The following is a 21,103-nucleotide window of genomic DNA, read 5'->3' on the forward strand; positions in this document are numbered from 1 at the left end:
TCACTCTCCTGTCGGGTGCCACCGCCGGTCGGCGGGGAAGATGTCGTCGGGTGTGCCCTTCAGCGCCTTGCCGTAGACGGGGTTCGGGAAGACGAACCAGCCGCGTCCCCACAGCGCCGCGATGCGCGGGCCATCGGCACGGGCGCGACGCTGCGCCACGGTGGCAGAGGTATTGAACAACTCGCTGAAATCGCCCAGCTGGTCGCCGCCCATCGCGATCACGCAATAGCGCTGCGCAATCTGCCAGCGGCGTGGGTCCTTATTGTCGCCGCTCCCCGTGTCGGGCCGCACGAACAGCGTGTCGCCATGCACCGCCGGGCCCAGCCCCGCTGCATCGATCACCCGCGCGGCCCCGGCAGGATCGTCGCGATTGGTGTTGAAGATCACGGTCACGCCCATCGCGCGCAGATCGGCGATGGCCGCCACGGCGCCGGGCGTGGGCAGGACGGCATGGCCGTCGCTCTGTTCCCAGGCGCGCCAGCGGCCGGGGAAGTCGCGGTCGGAACGGCCGGTCAGATCGTCATATTCGAAACCGAGATTCTGGAGCACCGTCTCGTCGACATCGAAGACCGCCGCCGGGCGCTTGCCCGCACAAGGGACGAAGCGGGGGCTTTCGAGGCTCGAACCCTGCGCCAGCACGACGCTGTCGGCTTGGGGGCGGCGCACCCGGTCGGCGGCATAGGTGACGAGCGTGTTCCAGGCTTGGCGCGAGATCGCGTCGGCCTCGGCCGAGCCGTAGAGGTATTGCATGCCCGCGAGTTTGGGGTTCGTCGCAGCAGAGGGTGCCGGAGCCGGACTGTTGTTGCCGACCGCTACGACGCAGCCGGACAGGGTCAGGGCGGCGGCGAGTGCGATGCCCAGCCTCAAGCCGGGCTGCCCTCCCCCAGCCCCTCCCGCCTGCGGGAGGGGAGAGGTTTCTGGGCTATCGTTCGATTTCAATCGCCAGTTTTTCAAAGCCATGCCCTCCGCCAAGCACGCTCCCCCTCCCGCAGGCGGGAGGGGGTCGGGGGGAGGGAAAGCCCCACCCCCTGCCCCATCCATCAAACCCGCTCGCGAACCGTGCGGAACTCGATCTTCTTCTCATACGGTGCGCCGACGATCATGCGCTTCACGTAAATGCCGGGCAGATGGATCTGGTCGGGGTCGAGCGACCCCACCGGCACCACCTCTTCGACCTCGGCGACGCAGATGCGGCCCGCCGTCGCCATCGGCTGGTTGAAGTTGCGCGCGGTCTTGCGGAAGATCAGGTTCCCGGCCTCGTCGGCCTTCCACCCCTTGATGATCGACAGGTCGGCGCGGATACCGCGTTCGAGGATATAGTCCTCACCGTCGAACTGCTTCACTTCCTTGCCCTCGGCGACCTTCGTGCCGACGCCGGTCTTGGTGTAGAAGCCCGGAATGCCAGCGCCCCCCGCCCGGCAGCGTTCGGCCAGCGTGCCCTGCGGACAGAACTCGACCTCCAACTCTCCGCTCAGATATTGCCGCTCGAACTCCTTGTTCTCGCCGACATAGGACGAGATCATCTTCTTCACCTGATGCGAGCGGAGCAGCTTGCCCAGCCCGACGCCGTCGATCCCGGCATTGTTGCTGGCGATGGTCAGGTCCTTGACCCCGGCGGCCTCGATCGCGTCGATCAGGCGTTCCGGGATGCCGCACAGGCCGAAGCCCCCGGCGCAGATCGTCATGCCGTCATGGAGCAGGCCGTCGAGCGCGGCGGCCGCGTCGGAATAGAGCTTCTGCATGGGCGTCCTCCCTATGATGGCGCAAGCGTTAGGCGGAGGGGTGGAGCCGGGTCAACCCAAGGTTTGCGCTTTGCAAACAAGCAAGGCTAGGCTCAGCCCATGACCACGAAAACCGGCGGACGCCTGCTTGTCGATGCGCTTCTCGAACAGGGGTGCGACCGTATCTTCACCGTGCCGGGCGAGAGTTTCCTGGCGGTGCTGGACGCGCTGCACGACACGCCCGCCATCGACTTGGTGACGTGTCGGCAGGAAGGCGGCGTAACCTTCATGGCCTGTGCCGACGGCACGCTGACCGGGCGGCCGGGCATCGCCTTCGTGACGCGCGGGCCGGGCGCGACCAACGCGGCGATCGGCGTGCATGTCGCACACCAGGATTCGCAACCGATGATCCTGTTCATCGGCGATGTCGACCGGGGCACGCGCGACCGCGAAGCCTTTCAGGAGGTCGATTTCCAGGCGATGTTTGCACCGCTCGCCAAATGGGCGGCGCGAATCGACGATGCCGCGCGTATCCCCGAATATATCGCCCGCGCCTATGCTACCGCAATGAACGGGCGGCCGGGGCCTGTGGTGCTGGCCCTGCCGGAGGACATGCTGTGTGACCTGATCGAAGGCACACCCCGCCCCCGGATCGAGCGGCCCGCGCAGGATGTGCTGATCTCCGACGCGATGGAGGTTCAGGAACTTATCAACGCGGCGGAGCGTCCGGTGGCGATCATAGGCGGCGCGTATTGGAACGCCGATGCGGTCCGCATGGTCGCGCAATGGGGCGAAACCTCCGGCATTCCGCTCGTCGCCGCGTTTCGGCGGCAGGACGCGGTGCCAAGCACTTGCCCCGTCTATGCGGGCAATCTGGGCTATGGCCCCAACCCCGCCCTGGTCGCGCGGGTGCGGGAAGCCGACCTGCTGATCGTACTCGGCGCGCGGCTGGGCGAGGCGACGACCGATGGCTATGCGCTCATCACGCCGGACCATCCGGGACAGAAGCTGGTCCATATCCACCCCGACCCGCAGGAATTGCATAGCGTCTATCGCACCGATCTGGCGCTGTGCTGCGACGTGTTCGAGGGCGCGGCGATGCTGGACGTGCTGGCGCGGGATCGCGGCGTGGTCGACATGTCCGGCGCGAAGGCCCATGCCGACTATCTCGCCTGGTCCGAACCCGCTCCGCGCGACGGCGTGACGCTCGATCTGGGACAATGCGTCGCCGCAATGCGCGAGATGCTCCCGGCCGATTCGATCCTGTGCAACGGCGCGGGCAATTATTCCGGCTGGTGGCACCGTTACTGGCGCTACGAGCCGGGATGCCAGCTCGCCCCGACCTGCGGCGCGATGGGGTATGGTGTCCCCGCCGCCACCGCCGCCGCGCTGCGCCATCCCGACCGGATGGTCGTCGCGCTGGCGGGCGATGGCTGCTTCCTGATGAACGGACAGGAACTGGCGACCGCCGGGCAGCACGGCGCGCAAATGCTGGTCATCGTGGTCGACAATGGCGGGTACGGCACGATCCGCATGCACCAGGAACGCGAATATCCCGGCCGGGTCGCGGCGACGGGACTCGCCAACCCCGATTTCGCGGCGCTGGCGCGAGCCTATGGATGCTGGAGCGAGACGGTGACGCAGACCGAGGATTTCGCCCCTGCCCTCTCTCGCGCCATGGCGGAGACGGGGGTGCGACTGCTGCATCTCAAGACCGACATCGAGGTCATCACGCCAGCTACCACCTTGTCGCGAATCGCTGGCCGCTAAATCCTCCCCGGCATGGGAAGGTGGCAGGGCGAAGCCCTGACGGAGGGGTGGCGCGTTATCGAGAGGGGTGACACCCCTCCACCATCCTTCGGATGGTCCCCCTCCCCTTGCAGGGGAGGATCGGGAAGCAATGCGTCACGGCGCTATAGTGAAGCCATTACAATCAAGCCGCATTTGGCCGATCAACCTCAGACAAAATAAAACCGCCCCGGCATGACCGGGGCGGCGAGTTCGTTGCTGATTGCTTTAGTCAGAAACGATTAGCAGGTTCAGATGTTGTCGCCAAGAGCGCCCTTCACCGAACCTTTGACTTCCTGGCCCTTGCCCTTGAGCTGCTGGGCCTGGCCCTCCGCCTTCAGGTCGGCGTCATGATTGTGGTCGCCCAGGGCTTCCTTGGCCTTGCCAACCAGCTCGTTGACATTGCCCTTGATCTTGTCGGTCAGCTCACCCATTGCGGCCTCCATTTACTGGGGACTGAATAAGTCCCGTTGAACACACGGAAACACAACGGTTCGTTACGCGGCAAGTTCCCTGAAATTAATGTCAGATCAGTCCGGCAAGCGGGCTGGAGGGGTCGGCATAGCGCCGCATGCCCATCCGCCCGGCGCGATAGGCCATGCGGCCCGCCTCGACCCCGGCCTTCATCGCGCGGGCCATCAGGACCGGGTCCTTGGCCTCGGCGATCGCGGTGTTCATCAGCACACCGTCACAGCCCAACTCCATCGCGACCGCCGCCTCGGACGCGGTGCCGACGCCTGCATCGACCAGCACCGGCACCTTGGCCCCTTCGACGATCAGGCGGATCGTCACCTTGTTCTGGATACCCAGCCCCGATCCGATCGGCGCGCCCAGCGGCATGATCGCGACCGCGCCGACATCCTCCAGCCGCTTGGCCGCGATGGGATCGTCGACGCAATACACCATCGGCTTGAAGCCTTCCTTGGCCAGGATCTCGGTCGCGCGCAGCGTTTCGTACATGTCGGGATAGAGCGTCTTCGCCTCGCCCAGCACCTCCAGCTTGACCAGCTCCCAGCCGCCCGCCTCGCGCGCCAGACGTAGCGTACGGATCGCGTCCTCAGCGGTGAAGCAGCCAGCCGTGTTGGGCAGATAGGTGATCTTCTTGGGGTCGATAAAATCGGTCAACATCGGCGCGTTGCGATCCGATACGTTGACCCGGCGCACCGCGACCGTGACGATCTCAGCCCCCGCCGCCTCGACCGCCGCGGCATTCTGCGCGAAGTCCTTATACTTGCCGGTGCCGACGATCAGGCGCGAGCGGAAACGCTGGCCCGCGACTTCCCACGAATCGTCATCCACCACGGGCGCCACATGATCGCCGCCGCCGACGAAGTGCACGATCTCGATCTCGTCGCCATCCTCGACCTGCACGTCCGCCAGCGTCGAGCGCGGTACGACCTCCAGGTTGCGCTCCACCGCCACCTTTTCAGGCACCAGCCCCAGTTGACTCGCCAGATCGGCCAGCGACAGGCCCGCCGCCACCCGCTTATGCTCGCCATTCACGGTGATCGTCACGGTTCCATCGGTATGGGGCATATGTGTCACTTACCATGCAAGTCGCTGCCCGCTCGACGTGGGATAGGGCATGCGGTTAAGGAGGACCCTCGATCTAGGCCCGGCCATCCCGAGCCGCAACCATGGGAGTGCCGATGCCCGCGACCATCTATGTCCTCAACGGGCCGAACCTGAACCTGCTGGGTATGCGCGAGCCGCATATCTATGGTCATGACACGCTCGACGACATCGCGGGAATGCTGGAGGACCGCGCGCGCGAACTCGATCTCATGATCGACATGCGCCAGTCCAACCATGAAGGCCATCTGATCGACTGGCTGCACGAGGCCCAGGCCTATGAGGCAAAAGCCGTGCTGCTCAATGCCGGGGGCTTTACCCACACGTCGATCGCGATCCATGATGCGATCAAGTCGGTGACGACCCCGGTGATCGAGGTTCACCTATCCAACCCTCATGCGCGGGAGCCATTCCGTCATGAGAGCTTCATCGGGCGTGCCGCAAAAGGCACAATCGCCGGTTTTGGCGCGCAATCCTATCTGCTCGCGCTTGAAGCCGCCGCCCGGTTCTGACAGGAGCGCGTCCCATGACCGAAAAGACTGAACAAGCGATGAAGGTCGATGTCGACCTCGTCCGTCAGCTCGCCGAGCTGCTCGACGCCACCGCCCTGACCGAGATCGAGGTCGAGCATGGCGACCGCAAGATCCGCGTCGCGCGAAAGGCGGCCCCCGCCGCACCGGTGGCCTATGCCCCGGCACCCGCCGCTGCCCCCGCTCCGGTGGCTGCTGCGCCCGCCGCCGCCGCTGTGCCTGCGGAAGCCGCCGCGCCTGCCGTCTCGGCCAATGCCGTGAAGTCTCCGATGGTCGGCACCGTCTATCTGTCGGCCGAGCCGGGCGCCAAGCCCTTCGCCTCGGTCGGGCAGAAGGTGTCGGCGGGCGACACGCTGCTGATCGTCGAAGCGATGAAGGTGATGAACCCGATCACTGCGACGGCGGCGGGCACCGTCACCGCCGTCCTGGTCGAGAACGGCCAGCCGGTCGAGTTCGACCAGCCCCTGGTCGTCGTCGAGTAAGCCGCCTTGGCGCAGATCAAGAAACTCCTGATCGCCAATCGTGGTGAGATTGCGCTTCGCATCCACCGCGCCTGTCACGAGATGGGGATCGAAACCGTCGCCGTGCACTCCACGGCCGACGCCGATGCCATGCATGTGCGCCTCGCCGACCAGGCGGTGTGCATCGGCCCGCCCGCGGCCGGTGACAGCTATCTCAACATCCCGAACATCATCTCGGCCGCCGAGATTTCGGGCGCGGACGCGATCCACCCCGGCTATGGCTTCCTGTCGGAGAACGCCAAGTTCGCCGAGATCGTCGAGGCGCACGGCCTGATCTTCGTCGGCCCCAAGCCCGAGCATATCCGCATCATGGGCGACAAGGTCGAGGCCAAGCGCACCGCCGGTGCGCTCGGCCTGCCGCTGGTCCCCGGTTCGGACGGCGCGATTTCGGATGTCGAGGAAGCCAAGGCGCTCGCGGCGGAGATCGGCTATCCGGTGCTGATCAAGGCGGCGTCGGGCGGCGGCGGTCGCGGCATGAAGGTCGTGCCGTCCGAGGACCAGCTCGAAACGCTGATGCAGCAGGCGGGTTCGGAAGCGAAGGCCGCGTTCGGTGACTCGACCGTCTACATGGAAAAATATCTGGGTAACCCCCGGCATATCGAATTCCAGGTCTTCGGCGACGGCAACGGCCAGGCGATCCATCTGGGCGAGCGCGACTGCTCGCTCCAGCGCCGCCACCAGAAGGTGCTGGAGGAAGCCCCCTCGCCGATCATCACCGCCGAGGAGCGCGCGCGCATGGGCGGCGTGGTCGCTAAGGCGATGGCCGATATGGGCTATCGCGGCGCGGGCACGATCGAATTCCTGTGGGAAGACGGCGAGTTTTATTTCATCGAAATGAACACCCGCCTTCAGGTCGAACATCCCGTCACCGAGATGATCACCGGCCTGGACCTGGTGCGCGAGCAGATCCGCGTCGCCGAGGGTCATCCGCTGACCCTGCGCCAGCAGGACGTTCAGTTCCGTGGCCACGCCATCGAGTGCCGCATCAACGCGGAAGACCCGCGCACCTTCGCCCCCTCGCCGGGCACGGTGAAGATGTATCACGCGCCGGGCGGCATGCATGTCCGCGTCGATAGCGGCCTGTACCAGGGCTATAAGGTGCCGCCTTATTACGACAGCATGATCGCCAAGCTGATCGTGTACGGCACGACCCGCGAGGGCGCGCTGCGCCGCCTGCGCCGCGCGCTGGAGGAGTTCGTGATCGAGGGGATGAAGACCACCATCCCGCTCCACCAGGCGCTGCTGGACGATCCCGAGTTCCAGAAGGGCGACTATACGATCAAGTGGCTCGAGGAATGGCTCGCCAAGCAGGGCTGAGATGACGAAAAGGGCATGTGCGAAAAAATCGCACATGCCCTTTCTTCTGAAACCATAGCCAATACAAATACTTGCCGAACACCCCAATCGAAACCGGCACGCAAACGCATGAAATCCGTTTCACCGGCGGGAACTCGCAGTTGCGAAGCGCTTTTATGCAATGCCTTTAACGAGAGGGGTTTGCAGATGAAAATGCTCAAAGCTTTCGGTGTCGTCGCAGCGTTCTCGATCGCCGCGGTTTCTTCGGGTGCTTTTGCTCAGAGCGTCTATGAACAGGCTCATGTGCCTGGCAAGAACGGCGTGCGGGTCATCGAAGTCCTGAAGTCCGGCAAGAAGATGGAGACTGTGACCTGTCACGACTTCGGTCTGCTTGACGAGAGCTTCCGCCCGCAGGCCATTGTTTATGCGGCCAATTATGGTCCCAAGGGCAAGCCGCACCCGACCTATACCATCGATGGCGTCGAGAAGATCGTGCCGGTCGTGGTCGACCAGTGCAAGGCGCGCCCCGGCGACCATTTCGTGACCGCCGTGAAGCGCGCGATCGCGAAGCAGCCCTAATCCTCTTTCGGAGCGGGAGGGGCGGTGCGCCCTTCCCGCTCTTATCGCGATCATGGCCTTGGCTTCCAGGCCATCAGGGCGCATAAGCCACCCATGGCTCGACGGGCGACCATCTATCACAATCCGCGCTGCTCCAAGTCGCGCGAAGCGCTGGCCCTGCTGCATGACGCGGGCGCGGACGTCACCATCGTCGAATATCTGAAGTCGCCGCCTAGCGCCGACGAACTCCGCCGCCTCTATGCCAAGGCTGGCCTGTCGCCCCGCGACGGGCTGCGCAAGGCGGAGGCAGAGGCCAAGGCGCTTGCCACGTCGGACGACGCGGCGGTCCTGGCTGCTATGGCGGCCAATCCCATCCTGATCGAACGACCGCTTGTCGAAACCGACAAGGGCGTGGTCATCGGCCGCCCGCCCGAAGCGGTTCGGAGCATCCTGTGAGCGCTGCCCGAAAATCAGGCAGCGAGCAGGTACTTGCCCATTTTGCGGGCGCAATCATGAGCATTTCCTTACCCTCTCACGAGGGAGAAGCAGTTGGCACGATCCATGCGAAACGCATGATCGGGCGAGGGTTCGAACAACATCGGGGGCATTCAGGCTCGTGAAAAAGATTGAGGCGATCATCAAGCCGTTCAAGCTCGATGAGGTGAAGGAGGCGCTGCATGAGATCAGCGTGTCCGGTATCACCGTCACCGAGGCCAAGGGCTTCGGCCGCCAGAAGGGCCACACCGAGCTGTATCGGGGTGCCGAATATGTCGTCGACTTCCTGCCCAAGGTAAAATTGGAAGTCGTCGTCGAGGACGGCCTGGCCGAGCGCGTGGTCGAGGCGATCGCGGCGGCAGCGCAGACCGGCCGGATCGGCGACGGCAAGATATTCGTCATCCCGGTCGAAACCGCGCTGCGCATCCGCACCGGCGAGCGGGACGACGCGGCGATCTGACCCACCCCGACCCATCGACGTCACCGGGCTGACACTCAGCCCGTCTAAAACCTTACCACCGACCCCGGAGTTTTTCCGGGTGGCGGCCACAAGCAGAGAGAGAACGGAACATGGCGAAAACGGCCAGCGATATCCTGAACCAGATCAAGGACGAAGAGATCGAGTGGGTCGACCTGCGCTTTACCGACCCCAAGGGCAAGTGGCAGCACCTGACCATGGTCGCCTCGATCCTGGGTGAGGACGAGCTGACCGACGGCCTGATGTTCGACGGTTCGTCGATCGAGGGCTGGAAGGCGATCAACGAGTCGGACATGGTCCTGAAGCCCGACCTCGACGCCGTGTACACCGATCCGTTCTCGGCCACCCCGATGCTGATCGTGTTCTGCGACATCGTCGAGCCGTCGACCGGCGAACTCTATGCCCGCGATCCGCGCTCGACCGCCAAGCGCGCCGAGGCGTTCGTGAAGACCACCGGCATCGGCGACACCGTCTATGTCGGCCCGGAAGCCGAATTCTTCATGTTCGACGACGTGCAGTTCGACACCAACTATTCGTCGTCCTACTTCAAGATCGACGATATCGAGCTGCCGACCAACACCGGCCGCGACTATGAGGGCGGCAATCTCGGCCACCGTCCGCGCGCCAAGGGCGGCTATTTCCCCGTCGCGCCGGTCGACTCGGCGGTCGACATCCGTGGCGAGATGGTCACCACCATGCTCGAAATGGGCCTGCCCTGCGACAAGCACCACCATGAGGTTGCCGCCGCGCAGCACGAGCTGGGCCTGACCTTCGGCACGCTGACCCAGACCGCCGACCGCATGCAGATCTACAAGTACGTCGTGCATCAGGTCGCCCATGCATACGGCAAGACCGCGACCTTCATGCCCAAGCCGATCAAGGAAGATAACGGCTCGGGCATGCACACCCACTTCTCGATCTGGGAAGGCAAGACCCCGCTGTTCGCCGGCAACGGCTATGCGGGCCTGTCGGAAACCTGCCTGTACTTCATCGGCGGCATCATCAAGCATGCCAAGGCGGTGAATGCCTTCACCAACCCGACCACCAACAGCTACAAGCGCCTGGTGCCGGGTTACGAAGCGCCGGTGCTGCTCGCTTACTCGGCGCGCAATCGCTCGGCGTCGTGCCGTATCCCGTACGGCACCGGCCCGAAGTCGAAGCGCGTCGAAGTGCGCTTCCCCGACGCGCTGGCGAACCCGTACCTCGCCTATGCGGCGCTGCTGATGGCCGGTCTGGACGGTATCCAGAACAAGATCCATCCGGGCGAAGCGATGGACAAGAACCTGTACGACCTGCCGCCCGCCGAACTGGCCCAGGTCCCGACCGTCTGCGGTTCGCTGCGCGAAGCGCTCGACTCGCTGGCCGCCGATCACGACTTCCTGCTGAAGGGCGACGTGTTCACCAAGGACCAGATCGAAAGCTATATCGAACTGAAGATGCAGGAAGTGATGCGCTGGGAAATGACCCCCAGCCCGGTCGAATACGACATGTATTACAGCGGCTGATCCAGCCACCGATGGATGTCACTACGGGGAAAGGGGCCGCAAGGCCCCTTTCTTTTTGGGGGAGGTGGTCATCACGAACAAGCAATCACGCTCGAAAATGCGAACGAGGCCATCCTATCAGGTCTGCCCGATTGACAGCCGTGTCGCTCAACCTCACGATCATGGACAATTATCATAAGAAGCTTTGATAGTGATCCTGATTTTGGCCCTGCTCGCGTTGCAAGAGACGACCGCTCCCTTGGAAGCTGCGAGCCCCTGGCAAGTCGCGCCGTCATCGGAAGGCTGCATCGCTCAGCGGGCCTTTAAAGGTGAAGACGCAGTCCAGATCGGATTTGAAGAAACTCTTCATAGCCGCACCCCCTATCTTCTCATCCGCGCACCCAATGCCCTGCTCCCATCGGGTATCGGGCAGATAAACGTCTCCGTGGACAATGCGCCACCGATCGCTATCCATTATGGCGCCTTCGCAACGCAGGACACGAGATATCGGCTGCTCAAGCTCTTTCCCGACAAGGCGGCATTAGCCTCATTACACGACGCAACCACTATTCGGCTGGAAGGCAAGATGCCGCCGCTTCACGTTACGTCCATAGGTGCTGTTCTGCAAAAGATGGACGAATGCATGTCGAGCAAGTTGGCCGATTGGGGCGTGTCGCCGTCACTCTATTTCGAGGACAAGCTCGCCAAGGTCAGCAAGCAACTCCTATTGGCGTTCGACAACAAGCGCTACCCGGAGGAAGCACGCCGGGCGGGCGTTTCGGGGCGCGTTTTATTACTGCTTAAAACCGATCCAACCGGCGCGATCACAGATTGCAAGGCCGTGGAGTCGGCCGACGAGCGGTTGAACACCGGAAGCTGCGCCATAGCGAAAGAGGCACGGTTGATCCCTCCGACGGATGCCAGCGGACGGCCCATGGCGAGCTACGCCTTCCTTCCTATCCGGTGGAATCGTCCATAAAGGCGGCAATAGGGATTCGATCCGGTTTGGCTCAGGTCTTGTTGGGTTGACCGACCGGATAGACCCGCAAATCCCGCTCGCCGATGCCAGTTCCGGCCAAGCCGCCCGCCATTCCGCCAGATGCGGCGCGGCGAAATGGCGGTCCAGCGCCGCCTGGTCGGTCCATAGCTCCTTCACATGGATGAGGCCGGGATCGAGCACATCCTCGGCATAGCTATAGTCCAGGCATCCCGGCTCGGCGCGGCTGGCCTCGACCATGCGCCGCATGACCGGGCGCGCCGCGTCGAGATTTGCGGGCGGCAGGCGGACGGTGCCGACGATCAACAGCATGTCACTTCGCGACCGTCACCCGCTTGGCCGACAGGATCTTCACCGGCGCGGCCAGCATCTCGCCTTTGAACGGGCCCTTGGTGGGATCAGCGGGCTGGTCGAGGATCTTGTGGATCACGTCCATCCCCTCGACGACATGGCCGAAGGCGGCATAGCCCAGATTGTCGCCGGGCTTCGACGGATCGGCGTCGAGCGAGGGTTGGTCGCCGACCATGATGGTGAAATCACCGCGCGCCGATCCGGGCGCCAGCCGCGCGATCGAGATGGTGCCGTCCGTGTGCTTGATGCCCGTCTTGGTCGTCGGCTCATGCGCGATCGGGGGCAGGATGCGCTTGGGCTCGTTCTGGATGCCGAACTGGACGAATCCGAAATCGGGTGCGACCCGGACCGTGCGGTAGAAGGTTACGCCGTCCAGCCGGTGCTGGTCGACATAGCGCAGGAAATTGGCGGTGGTGATCGGCGCATGGGTACGGTCGAGATCGAGCACGACCGGCCCCAGGCTGGTCTGCATGGCGACACGGACCATCACCGGTTTGGGCGCCTCGGTCGTCGCCGGGGCGGGCGGGGCGACCGGCACGACTTGCGCGACGAACAGGGCGAGCGGCAGGAGCGGGAGCATCTGGGGGCCTCCAATTACGAAACTGGCTCTGGTCTAACGTGGATCGCGGGCTTCAGGGAAGCCGCACGTCGCTCACGGGATCAAGACCGTGCTACCGACCGTCTCCCCGGCCTCGATCGCGCGGTGGGCCTCGGCAGCGTCGGTCAAGGCGAAGGACTGGCCGATCTCCGGCGTGATCGCGCCTTTCTCCAGCATCGCAAAGACCCGCGCGATCAGGCTGCGCTTTTCCTCCGGGCTGACCGCATAGTCGAACAGGGTCGGACGGGTCACGAACAGCGATCCCTTCGACGCCAATATACCCAGATTGACGCCATCGACCGCGCCCGAGGCATTGCCGAAGCTGACCACCAGCCCGCGCCGCGCGGTGCTGTTCAGCGAGGCGTCCCAGGTCGCCTTGCCCACCCCGTCCAGCACCACCGGCACGCCCGCACCGCCGGTGATCTCGCGCACGCGGGCGGCGACATCCTCCTGCCGGTTGAGGATGACGTGATCGGCCCCGGCGGCGCGCGCTTTCTCCGCCTTCGCGTCGCTGCCGACGGTCGCGATCACCGTCGCGCCGATCGCCTTGAGCCAGCCGACTGCCAGGTGCCCCACCCCGCCCGCCGCTGCATGGACAAGGACCGTCCAGCCGGGCTGAACCCTGGCGCAATCCTCGATCAGGAAGGCCGTCGTCGCGCCCTTCAACAGGATCGCCGCCGCCGTCCGGTCGTCGACGCTGTCGGGCAGCGGTACGAGCAGATCGGCCGGGACATTGCGTGCCGTGGCATAGGCGCCGCGCGCGGGGCCGAACACACCGACCCGGTCGCCGATGGCGAAATCGGTGACGCCCTCCCCCACCGCCTCGACCACACCCGCCGCTTCGGAGCCCAGCTTGCCGGGCAGGTCGATCGGATAGAGCCCGCTGCGGTGATAGGTGTCGATATAGTTCAGCCCGACCGCATGGTGGCGCATCCGCACCTCGCCCGCGCCCGGCGGCGGCAGGTCCTCGTCGCGCCACTGGATGACCTCTGGCCCGCCGGTCCGGTCGATAAAGGCGGTCTTTTCCATGGCTCTGCTCCTGTTCGCGGTTCGCCCGCGCCAACGCGTCAATAATCCTTGGATATCCGCACGTTCACATTCTGCCGCCCCAGCGTCGAGATGCTGGAGAGCAGCGAGAGCCAGCGGGTGACCTGGAACTCGATCTGGGTCGCGGAATAGCCCTGCCCGTCGGTGATGATCTCGGCATAGAAACGCCGGGTGATGTACTTGCCCGCCGCGACCGAGGTGCCGCGACCGATCTGCACATCGGCGGGCAGCACCCTTAGCCGATCGAGCCCCGCTGCGCGCCGCACCGCATTGATCGGGTTCAGCCCATTGCCGCCATCCTGAAGCGCGGCCACGGCGGCGGCGAGCTGCAACGCTTCCGGCGCGGACAATTTGGCGATCGAGGTGCCAAAGAGCAGCCGCGAGAGGAGTTCGTCATTGGGCAGAGCGGGCGTGCTCGAAAAACCGATCTCGGGTTTGAGCGCGGTGCCGGTCACGCGGATCGTCGCGCTCAGCCCCTGGACATTGGCGTTGGCGGCGATGTCGAGTGCGGGGTTGGCGGGCACCTCGCCGCCGAAGCGGATAATCCCGCGCGCCAGGTCGAAGTCGCGACCCGCAAATTCATAATCGCCGCGGATCAGCGTCGCCTGCCCGTTGATCGCCGGATTGTCGGGCGTGCCGCCGATCTTCAGGTCCGCCGACCATTCGCTGTTCAGGCCCAGGCCGGACACGATCAGCCCGTTGGGCGCGCTCGCCCGGACCGCCAGCGTCCAGGGTTTGCGGGGAACGTCATCCTCCTCGCCGCCGCCGGGAATGTTGATCTCGCGGATGTTGAGCTGCGGCACCGCCGTCGCCGCCGTCGCGCGGCCCAGGCGATAGCGGCTGCGGTTGAGCACCACATCGCCCGCGATCGTGCCGCCCGCGCCATCGGAATGGAAGGTCAGCGGCCCCGTCACCGTCGCGCCGATATCGTCGCGCGCGATCATCACCGCATTGCTGGCGTTGAGCGACAGATCGAGCCCGACGCCATGCGCGGCGGCGAAGTCGAACTGGCCGGTGCCGCTGACCCGACCGTCGCGCCCCGCCTGGGCGGTGAAGCGGTCGATGACCAGCCGCGATCCGCCGAACCGGCCGCTGGCCTGTACATCGGTCAGCACCGTGCCGGTGGTCGCGCTTTCGATCCGCGCACCCGTCGCCTTCACCGCGCCCCGGATAACCGGCTGGCTTAGCGATCCGCTGACATCGGCACCGATCGCGACCGGGCCGGACAGGTCGAACATCTCGACCCCCGTCAGCCGCCACAATGTATCGGCGGGCCCGGCATAGCGAAGCTGCGCGATCAACCGCCCGGCCTGCATCCGCGCCGCCCAGTCCCCCGCCCCGCCGGGGACCAGCAGCGCCTGACCGCGCCCGATCACCCGCCCGCCCGAGGCCATCACCGCCCGCACGCCCAGCCGATCGGCGGACAGCACGCCCGCCACGCCCATATCGATCGGCCGCGAGGTCAGGACCAGCCCGGCGCGGGTCAGTCCGCTGATGGTCAGGTCCACCTTGCCGGTCGGGGCCCCCGCCGCCTGTCGAACGGTCAGCGTGCCGGTGGCGGTGCCGCCCAGGCCAAGCCCCGGATAGCCGATGTCGAGCACCGCCAGCGGCATTCTGGTCAAGCTGGCCTGAACCTCCGTCGCGTCGCTGTCGAACCGCCCGGCCAGCTTCGCCTCGCCGCCCGCAAAGCTGAGCCGGGTCGGTGCCAGCACCCAGCCGTCGCCGTCGCGCGTCACCACGGCGGGCGACAGCAATTGCAGCGGCCGCCGGTCGAGCGTCCCTTGCGCAGCCGTCGAGAAACGGTCGGGCGTGACCTGCGTCACCGCCTGGATCGAGAAGGCCCGACCGCGCGAGCCGGAGATGCCGACCCGAACCTCACCGGTGCCGCCGCGCATCCGGGCGGTCCCGTTCATCCGGGCGATGTGCAGCGCACCGCGCCGCAGCCCCTGGGCATTGGCCGACGCCTCGACCGAGGCGCCCGCGGGGTCGAGCAGCGCAATCAGGTCCAGCCGCCCCTGCCGCACCATGACGCCCGAAATCTGCGCCTGCCGTGCAGCAAGATGCGCCTCGACCCGCTGGACCTCGCCGACCGGACGGAACAGCAATTCGCCCGACAGACCGCCGCCCGCCACGTCCAGCCGCCCGGCAAAGCCACCCTGCACGACGTTGAGCACGCCGGTCGCGCGGGTGCCTGCCACCAGCAGCGGCTGGATCTGGATCACCGCATCCTGGCCATGCGGCAACAGGATCGCCCCGCTCGCCTGGAAGGGCCCCAGCCGCGATCCCCCGGCGGCGCGGACGGTAAAGCCCTGGTCGGTCGGGTCGAGATGCGCCCGCACGTCGCGCAGGCCCATCGCCGCATTGGGCGCGGTGAGCAGCAGGTCGAGCGTCGGCCGGTCGATGCGCCCGTCCAGCACCATCTGGACCGGGCCGTAGGTCCGCTGTCGCCCGCCACCGACGAAGTGGAAGGTGCCGTCGCGCCGCCGGATCGCTTCGCCGGTCAGGCGGATGGCCGGGCCGGTCAGGACCAGATGGTGGAAATGGAACACGCCATCGGGCCCGCGTTCCAGATCGGTGGTCAGGTGCGGCAAGCCCCCCGCCAGCGAGCGGAGGAAGCCATTGTCGAGCCGCCGGACCTGCGCCTCGCCCCGCCCGACGACGCGCGTGCCATGGCCACCGGCACCCGGTACGGCGGTCAGCCGGGATTTCACATCGACGATGCCCAGGCCGGGGATCAGATAGCGCTGGAGCGCGCCGTCGAGCCCGACATCATAGCGTCCATTGGTCAGGTCGATACGCAGGTTCAGCCGCCCGGCCAGCTTGTCCGAACGGAGCGCCAGCCCCTGCCCCAGTATGTCACGCGGCGTGATGCGCAGGTCGCCCGCCACCGACAGCCGGTGCAATATGCCTCCCGCCGCCTCGCCTACGCCCGTCACGCGCGTCGCGGTGAACCGCACCGGCAGGGTCAGCGGCCAGCGCCCCTGCAACCGGCCCTTGCCCGCCGCGACCGCATCCTCGAACCCCGTCCGGTCGAAGGCGAAGCGGGTCGCCGCCAGCCGATAGTCGAACGCGGCGCGGTCGAATGCGCCGTCCAGCCGCAGGGTCATGGCAATCGCCTGCCCGCTCATATTGCGGAACAGCGCCTCGGGCCGGAGCAATTTGGCATCGACGCGCAGCCCTTCGAAGCGGCTCCGGCCCAGATCGACGATCCCCCGCGCGCGCATCCGCAGCGCGGGCGAACGCAGCACCAGCGCGCCGTTCAGCCGCCGATCGGCGAAATCCGCCTGGCCCGCCACGATGACGCGCGGCGTGGCCATCCGCTGGAGCCGCCCGTGCAGGATCAACGAGGGCGCGATCTGCCCCGCCAGCGCATAGCGGCCCCCGCGGGCCGACAGGGTCAGGTCGACCGCGCGCCGACCACCAATCTGCCCCTGCGCCCGGCCGTCCCAGCGCGACCAGCGGCCCGCGCCCGCAACGGTCAGCGTCACCGGCACGCGGGCGCCGACCGCCTTGGCGAGCACGCCATCGGCCGCTCCCCGCGCATCGACCGTCAGGTCGAAACGGTCGCGATCGGGTTGCGCATCGAGGCGAAGGCGCAGCCGGTCGCTACCCGCCACTGCACCGTCGAGCGCCACGACGGCGCGTCCGTCGCGAATGTCCGCGCGGCCTATAACCTTCGCCACCCGCTCGCGGCCCAATACGCGCGGGGCAAGGATCAGGCGGTCGAGCCGCAGCCGGTCGATACGGATATCGAAATCCGGCAGGATCGGCCTTTGCCGCCCGGTGCGCCGCATATGGGGCACATGATAGAGCGTTGCCGTCGCCGCCTCGACCCGGCGGATATCGAGCATGCCGCGCGTCCAGTTCCAGGGCCGCCAGTCGAGCCGCGCCTGCGGCACCTGCACCAACAGCCCGTCCAGATCATAGACGCGCAGGTCGACCAGCCGCATGTCCGAATAGAGCGACCCGTCGATCCGCCCGACCGAGAAGCGAAGCCCCGTCGGCGTGCGGATGGTCGCAATGCGATCCGCGACCCAGCGATGCCCGATCGACGTATCGACGACACCCAGTGCCGCACACAGGATGCCGACCAGCGCCGCCACCGCAATCGCGATTGCCCTTCCCACACGGAAACGCGGCCGGGCGACGGGTGCGGGCTCGGTGTTCTCGGTCAAAAGGCCTGTCCCAGCGAGACATAGACCGCAACCCGGCTATCCCCCTTTTGCGGGTTGAGCGGGGTGCCGACATCGAGGCGGATCGGCCCGAAATTGGAATAATAACGCACGCCGAGCCCGGTGCCGAAGCGCAGGCCCGTTAGGCGCGGCAGCGGCGAGGTGGAGATATTGCCCGCATCCAGGAACGGCACGATGCCGAAATGGCCGAACGCCTTGACCCGCGCCTCGATCGAGAACTCCGCCAGACTGCGCCCGCCGATCGGATCGTTGTTCGCGTCACGCGGCCCGATCGCCTGGAAACCATAGCCGCGCACCGAAGCGCCGCCGCCCGCATAGAAACGCCGCGACGGCGCGATCTGGTCGCGCGGGGCACCCAGGATCGTGCCCAGCCGGGTCCGCGCGGCCAGCACCACCCGGTCGCCGAACGGGTGATAGAGGCTGGCATCGATCTGGGTCCGGGTATAGCCGAAGACGCTGCCCTGTAGCGACAATTCCGGGCTCACCCGCCCGCCCAGCCGGAAGCCGCGCGTCGGGTTCAGCAGGTCGTCGGAGCCGTCATAATTCAGGCTGGTCGGCAATGCGCCGATGAAGAAGGTACGCCTGCGCGGCTGGCCGGTGCTCTCGATCACGTCGCGTTCGTCCGAGGTCAGCAATTCCGCACCCAGCGACCAGGTCCAGGTCTTCTGGAAGAAGATATTGGTCTGGCGCTCCAGCCCGCCGGACAACGAGATCGTCTTGGCCTCATAGGCGTCGCGCAGGATATGCGCCGCCGAGAATTGCGCTGTCAGCACGCGGTCGCGGCCCTGGAAATTGTTGCGCCGGAACACGACCGCGCCGAGCTGCTCGCGGGTGCCGAGCACGCTGCGCAGGGTCAGCGCGCCTTCGGGTGGGAAAAGGTTACGGTCGGTCCAGTTGATCGTCGCGCTCGCGCCCTCGCCGGTGCCATAGCCCAGTTCGCCCGCGATGGTGTGCGGCGGCGCGGGCTCCAGCGCGACGGCGATGTTCACCGTGTCGGGCGTGTCGCCGGGCACGGGCTTCACCTCGACCGACGAGACGAGCCCGGTCTGCACCAGCGCGCGGCGCAGATCGTCCAGCCCGGCGGAATCATAGGGCTGGCCGGGTTCGAAGCGGGCGATCTCCTGAACGTGCTTGGCGTCGAACAGCTTGTCGTTGGCCATGACGATCCGGCCATAGCGGCGCGACGACCCCGGATCGACCGACAGGTCCAGCGTCGCGGTGCGCGCGGCGCGGTCAACCACGATCTGCGGGTCGCCGACCTTGGCGAAGGGAAAGCCTTCCTCCCCCACCACGGTCTTCAGCCGCGCCTCGCCCGCGACGATGGTGTCGGCATCGACCGGATCGCCCGGCTTGATCCCGAACGCCTTTTCCAGCGGCGCGGCCTTGTCACCGGCCGCCTTCACCCCGTCCAGCGTCACGCCCGCGAAGCGATAGAGATTGCCCGGCACCGCCTCCAGCACGACGGTCGGCTCATTCCCCGGCTCGATCCGGGTCGTGACCTGGGCGTCGTAATAGCCCGCCCCACGCAGCAAATTGGTCAGCAGTTGCGCGTCCTCGCGCGCGCGGCGATCGAGCTGCGCGGCGTTGGCGGGCTCGCCGTCATTGGCGTCCAGGGTGGACAGTTGCTCGAAACGACGGCGAACCAGATCGCCCGTGCCGTCGATCCCCTCCACCCGCCAGTGATAACGCCGCTCGGCCGCCGCATCGACCGTCGCGGCCATCGTCGCCATCGGATCGCCCGGCGCGGTCGCCAGGTCGGGCCAGGCCACGCCGATCTCGGGCAGCGGTGCCAGCGGCGCGGAGGGATCAAGCATGGTCGGATCGTCCAGAGCGTCCGCCGTCGGGGCCGTCTGTTTCGCCACGGGCGATGCCGGGCTCGCGGTCTGCGCGGACGCAGCGCCGGACCAGCCCGCGCCGCCAAGCCCCCCAAGACCCATTGCCAAGCATATGATGGCGGCCGAGCGGCGCGGCCGCCCGACGCGGACCATCATGCGCCAATCCCTAGCCGCGCGGAGGCGACAGCAACACCCCAAAGCGCCATCATCTGGACAGATTTGCCGATCCGGTCGTCGCGAAGCACCACGATCCCGAGGAACGCGGGCCGCCGATCAATGGACGGTGCCGACCGCCTCGTCACCGGACAAGAGGTCGATCAGCCGCTCGATCTGACGCCAGCGGCAGAAATGGATGTGATTGCCCAGATCGCGGCTGCGATCGGCGCGCGCGGCGGCCTCATCACCCGCGGCATGGCCGAAAGTTTCCATCATCTCGGCCGCGTCCGCCACATCTCGATCGGTCAGGAATGGCGCAACATAGGCATCGCGATGATCGCGCATGGAAACTCCCTCTAACCGCGCCGTGGACGCCGCTTCCCCTAAGCGGGGGTTATGAATTTAGCCACCCCTTGAAATGGTTAACTCGATTTCGACCATGGGTGGCTGGTTTCGCCGCCTTGTGCATGGCAGGAAAGCCAGCATGACCGACCCGAAAATCCCGCGCCCGTCCTCGTCGTCCGCCCATGCGGGCGGCATCTTCATCGCGCTGGGCGTGGTGGGCGGGATCATCGCGGGGCTGGCGACCGGCGAAGTCACTATGGGGGTGTTGATCGGGCTGGCGGTTGGGGTCGTCGTGGCGCTGCTGCTGTGGTGGCGGGGGCGGTAAAAACATTCCTCCCCTGCAAGGGGAGGGGGACCAGCGAAGCTGGTGGAGGGGTGTCGCCGGTCGTGAGTTGGGACCATCCTCGCCGATGGTTACACCCCTCCGTCAGGGCTTCGCCCTGCCACCTCCCCTTGCAGGGGAGGAATACGTTCATCAGCTTGGCAATCGCATCTGCCATACGACGCGCCCGATTACCGCGATCGCCCCCTCAGGCAGCGGCGGCGCGGCGGGGTTGTCGCTGGTGGCGACCAGCCGGTCTGCCATCGCGCGCACCCGCTTGACCATCAGCACCTCGCCGATCCGGATCACGTAAAGGCCCCCGCGCGCACTGGGCCGGACGTCGCGCTCGTCGACCACCAGATGATCGCCGTCGAGCAGCCCCGGCGCCATCGAATCGCCCCGCACGCGGATCACCGAGGCCGCCCCGTCCCGCAATCCCAGCCGCCGGGCCAGACCGCGATCGATCGCCTCGACCCCGATCATCACTTCGTCATCGACCGTCGCCCCCGGCCCCGCCGACGCCGCGACCGCCAGCCGGGGCACCAGCATCGGTCCCGTCGCGGGCGAGGCCCCCAGCCGCGTCTCGGGCACCCCGAAAAACTCGGCCAATTGCCGCCGATCCGCCTCGGCCAGCACGCGTGGGGTGCCGCGCTGCACGAACTGCTGGAGATAGGCGTCGTTGCGACCGAGCATGCGCGACAGCGCCGCCAGGCTGACTCCCGCCTCCGCCGCCAGCGCCTGCACCGCCGTCCTGATGCCCGTGTCCGTCATTGTCCCGATATAGGCATAGGATTTTTCCTAGACAAGTTGGAAATC

General features: G+C 66.6%; 20 protein-coding genes and 1 pseudogene. 10 read left to right on the forward strand and 11 right to left on the reverse strand.

What is annotated here, in order from left to right; all coding sequences use genetic code 11:
- Entirely contained in the window at positions 1-867 is an 867-nt protein-coding gene (locus U1H82_RS04950) for an HAD family acid phosphatase (RefSeq protein WP_322963825.1), read from the reverse strand.
- A gap of 173 nt (positions 868-1,040) precedes the next feature.
- Positions 1,041-1,742 carry a CoA transferase subunit A gene (locus U1H82_RS04955; RefSeq protein ID WP_058746682.1) on the reverse strand — a complete coding sequence of 234 codons (702 nt, stop codon included), beginning with the start codon at positions 1,740-1,742 and terminating at the stop codon, positions 1,041-1,043.
- Between the two features lie 99 nt (positions 1,743-1,841).
- On the opposite strand from U1H82_RS04955, the gene U1H82_RS04960 reads away from it, so the two are divergent.
- Entirely contained in the window at positions 1,842-3,491 is a 1,650-nt protein-coding gene (locus U1H82_RS04960) for a thiamine pyrophosphate-binding protein (protein WP_322963826.1), read from the forward strand.
- A 269-nt stretch (positions 3,492-3,760) separates the two neighbouring features.
- Here the strand turns inward: U1H82_RS04960 and U1H82_RS04965 are convergent, their stop codons facing one another.
- A complete protein-coding gene (locus tag U1H82_RS04965) occupies positions 3,761-3,943 on the reverse strand; it encodes a CsbD family protein (RefSeq protein ID WP_307001440.1) in 183 nt (60 codons plus the stop codon).
- A gap of 91 nt (positions 3,944-4,034) precedes the next feature.
- On the reverse strand, positions 4,035-5,045 hold the full coding sequence (gene thiS, locus U1H82_RS04970) for a sulfur carrier protein ThiS (protein WP_322963827.1): 1,011 nt from the start codon (positions 5,043-5,045) through the stop codon (positions 4,035-4,037).
- A 113-nt stretch (positions 5,046-5,158) separates the two neighbouring features.
- Here thiS and aroQ point away from each other — a divergent pair, with 113 nt between their 5' ends.
- The 8 genes from aroQ to U1H82_RS05010 all read left to right on the forward strand — a co-directional run bounded on the left by aroQ (position 5,159) and on the right by U1H82_RS05010 (position 11,422).
- Entirely contained in the window at positions 5,159-5,593 is a 435-nt protein-coding gene (aroQ, locus tag U1H82_RS04975; protein ID WP_322963828.1) for a type II 3-dehydroquinate dehydratase, read from the forward strand.
- Positions 5,594-5,607: 14 nt separating this feature from the next.
- Positions 5,608-6,093: an acetyl-CoA carboxylase biotin carboxyl carrier protein gene (gene accB, locus U1H82_RS04980; protein ID WP_322963829.1), complete on the forward strand. Its 486-nt coding sequence runs from the start codon at positions 5,608-5,610 to the stop codon at positions 6,091-6,093.
- 6 nt (positions 6,094-6,099) lie between these two features.
- Positions 6,100-7,449: an acetyl-CoA carboxylase biotin carboxylase subunit gene (accC, locus tag U1H82_RS04985; RefSeq protein WP_322963830.1), complete on the forward strand. Its 1,350-nt coding sequence runs from the start codon at positions 6,100-6,102 to the stop codon at positions 7,447-7,449.
- Between the two features lie 186 nt (positions 7,450-7,635).
- The gene (locus U1H82_RS04990) at positions 7,636-8,007 is read left to right on the forward strand and encodes an HdeA/HdeB family chaperone (protein WP_322964413.1); all 372 of its coding nucleotides are present in this window, start codon (positions 7,636-7,638) and stop codon (positions 8,005-8,007) included.
- Between the two features lie 93 nt (positions 8,008-8,100).
- On the forward strand, positions 8,101-8,442 hold the full coding sequence (arsC, locus tag U1H82_RS04995) for an arsenate reductase (glutaredoxin) (RefSeq protein WP_322963831.1): 342 nt from the start codon (positions 8,101-8,103) through the stop codon (positions 8,440-8,442).
- Positions 8,443-8,602: 160 nt separating this feature from the next.
- Complete coding sequence (locus tag U1H82_RS05000) at positions 8,603-8,941, forward strand: P-II family nitrogen regulator (protein WP_322963832.1); 339 nt, start codon at positions 8,603-8,605, stop codon at positions 8,939-8,941.
- Positions 8,942-9,051: 110 nt separating this feature from the next.
- A complete protein-coding gene (gene glnA, locus U1H82_RS05005; RefSeq protein WP_322963833.1) occupies positions 9,052-10,464 on the forward strand; it encodes a type I glutamate--ammonia ligase in 1,413 nt (470 codons plus the stop codon).
- A 190-nt stretch (positions 10,465-10,654) separates the two neighbouring features.
- Positions 10,655-11,422 carry an energy transducer TonB gene (locus U1H82_RS05010; protein WP_322963834.1) on the forward strand — a complete coding sequence of 256 codons (768 nt, stop codon included), beginning with the start codon at positions 10,655-10,657 and terminating at the stop codon, positions 11,420-11,422.
- A 162-nt stretch (positions 11,423-11,584) separates the two neighbouring features.
- On the opposite strand, the pseudogene U1H82_RS05015 reads toward U1H82_RS05010, so the two are convergent.
- The 6 genes and pseudogenes from U1H82_RS05015 to U1H82_RS05040 form a co-directional block, all read right to left on the reverse strand.
- A pseudogene (locus U1H82_RS05015) lies at positions 11,585-11,752 on the reverse strand (putative quinol monooxygenase); the annotation flags it as partial.
- Between the two features lies 1 nt (position 11,753).
- Positions 11,754-12,371 carry a peptidylprolyl isomerase gene (locus tag U1H82_RS05020; RefSeq protein WP_322963835.1) on the reverse strand — a complete coding sequence of 206 codons (618 nt, stop codon included), beginning with the start codon at positions 12,369-12,371 and terminating at the stop codon, positions 11,754-11,756.
- Between the two features lie 72 nt (positions 12,372-12,443).
- Positions 12,444-13,418 (reverse strand): quinone oxidoreductase family protein, encoded by a 975-nt coding sequence (locus tag U1H82_RS05025; RefSeq protein WP_322963836.1) that lies wholly within the window; start codon positions 13,416-13,418, stop codon positions 12,444-12,446.
- Positions 13,419-13,456: 38 nt separating this feature from the next.
- Positions 13,457-17,611, reverse strand: coding sequence for a translocation/assembly module TamB domain-containing protein (locus tag U1H82_RS05030; protein WP_322963837.1), 4,155 nt, complete (start codon positions 17,609-17,611; stop codon positions 13,457-13,459).
- On the reverse strand, positions 17,608-19,620 hold the full coding sequence (locus U1H82_RS05035) for an autotransporter assembly complex protein TamA (protein WP_322963838.1): 2,013 nt from the start codon (positions 19,618-19,620) through the stop codon (positions 17,608-17,610). The genes U1H82_RS05030 and U1H82_RS05035 overlap by 4 nt, the downstream gene beginning before the upstream one ends.
- Positions 19,621-19,737: 117 nt before the next feature.
- A complete protein-coding gene (locus U1H82_RS05040; RefSeq protein WP_322963839.1) occupies positions 19,738-19,965 on the reverse strand; it encodes a hypothetical protein in 228 nt (75 codons plus the stop codon).
- Between the two features lie 139 nt (positions 19,966-20,104).
- Between U1H82_RS05040 and U1H82_RS05045 the strand changes: the two genes are divergently transcribed.
- Positions 20,105-20,290, forward strand: a complete 186-nt coding sequence (locus tag U1H82_RS05045; protein ID WP_322963840.1) for a hypothetical protein — start codon at positions 20,105-20,107, stop codon at positions 20,288-20,290.
- Positions 20,291-20,440: 150 nt separating this feature from the next.
- On the opposite strand, the gene U1H82_RS05050 is transcribed toward U1H82_RS05045, so the two are convergent.
- The gene (locus tag U1H82_RS05050; protein WP_322963841.1) at positions 20,441-21,058 is read right to left on the reverse strand and encodes a S24 family peptidase; all 618 of its coding nucleotides are present in this window, start codon (positions 21,056-21,058) and stop codon (positions 20,441-20,443) included.
- Positions 21,059-21,103: the final 45 nt, after the last annotated feature.

Source organism: Sphingomonas fuzhouensis (genome assembly GCF_034659795.1).
GTDB classification, from domain to species: Bacteria; Pseudomonadota; Alphaproteobacteria; order Sphingomonadales; family Sphingomonadaceae; genus Sphingomonas; species Sphingomonas fuzhouensis.

Coding starts and splice junctions, on each gene's coding strand:
- U1H82_RS04990 (WP_322964413.1), top strand. CDS start 7,636: ATGAAAATGCTCAAAGCTTTCGGTGTCGTCGCAGCGTTCTCGATCGCC.
- U1H82_RS04960 (WP_322963826.1), top strand. CDS start 1,842: ATGACCACGAAAACCGGCGGACGCCTGCTTGTCGATGCGCTTCTCGAA.
- thiS (WP_322963827.1), bottom strand. CDS start 5,045: ATGCCCCATACCGATGGAACCGTGACGATCACCGTGAATGGCGAGCAT.
- U1H82_RS05025 (WP_322963836.1), bottom strand. CDS start 13,418: ATGGAAAAGACCGCCTTTATCGACCGGACCGGCGGGCCAGAGGTCATC.
- U1H82_RS05020 (WP_322963835.1), bottom strand. CDS start 12,371: ATGCTCCCGCTCCTGCCGCTCGCCCTGTTCGTCGCGCAAGTCGTGCCG.
- U1H82_RS05035 (WP_322963838.1), bottom strand. CDS start 19,620: ATGATGGTCCGCGTCGGGCGGCCGCGCCGCTCGGCCGCCATCATATGC.
- aroQ (WP_322963828.1), top strand. CDS start 5,159: ATGCCCGCGACCATCTATGTCCTCAACGGGCCGAACCTGAACCTGCTG.
- U1H82_RS04955 (WP_058746682.1), bottom strand. CDS start 1,742: ATGCAGAAGCTCTATTCCGACGCGGCCGCCGCGCTCGACGGCCTGCTC.
- U1H82_RS04965 (WP_307001440.1), bottom strand. CDS start 3,943: ATGGGTGAGCTGACCGACAAGATCAAGGGCAATGTCAACGAGCTGGTT.
- accB (WP_322963829.1), top strand. CDS start 5,608: ATGACCGAAAAGACTGAACAAGCGATGAAGGTCGATGTCGACCTCGTC.
- arsC (WP_322963831.1), top strand. CDS start 8,101: ATGGCTCGACGGGCGACCATCTATCACAATCCGCGCTGCTCCAAGTCG.
- glnA (WP_322963833.1), top strand. CDS start 9,052: ATGGCGAAAACGGCCAGCGATATCCTGAACCAGATCAAGGACGAAGAG.
- U1H82_RS05050 (WP_322963841.1), bottom strand. CDS start 21,058: ATGACGGACACGGGCATCAGGACGGCGGTGCAGGCGCTGGCGGCGGAG.
- U1H82_RS05045 (WP_322963840.1), top strand. CDS start 20,105: ATGACCGACCCGAAAATCCCGCGCCCGTCCTCGTCGTCCGCCCATGCG.
- U1H82_RS05040 (WP_322963839.1), bottom strand. CDS start 19,965: ATGCGCGATCATCGCGATGCCTATGTTGCGCCATTCCTGACCGATCGA.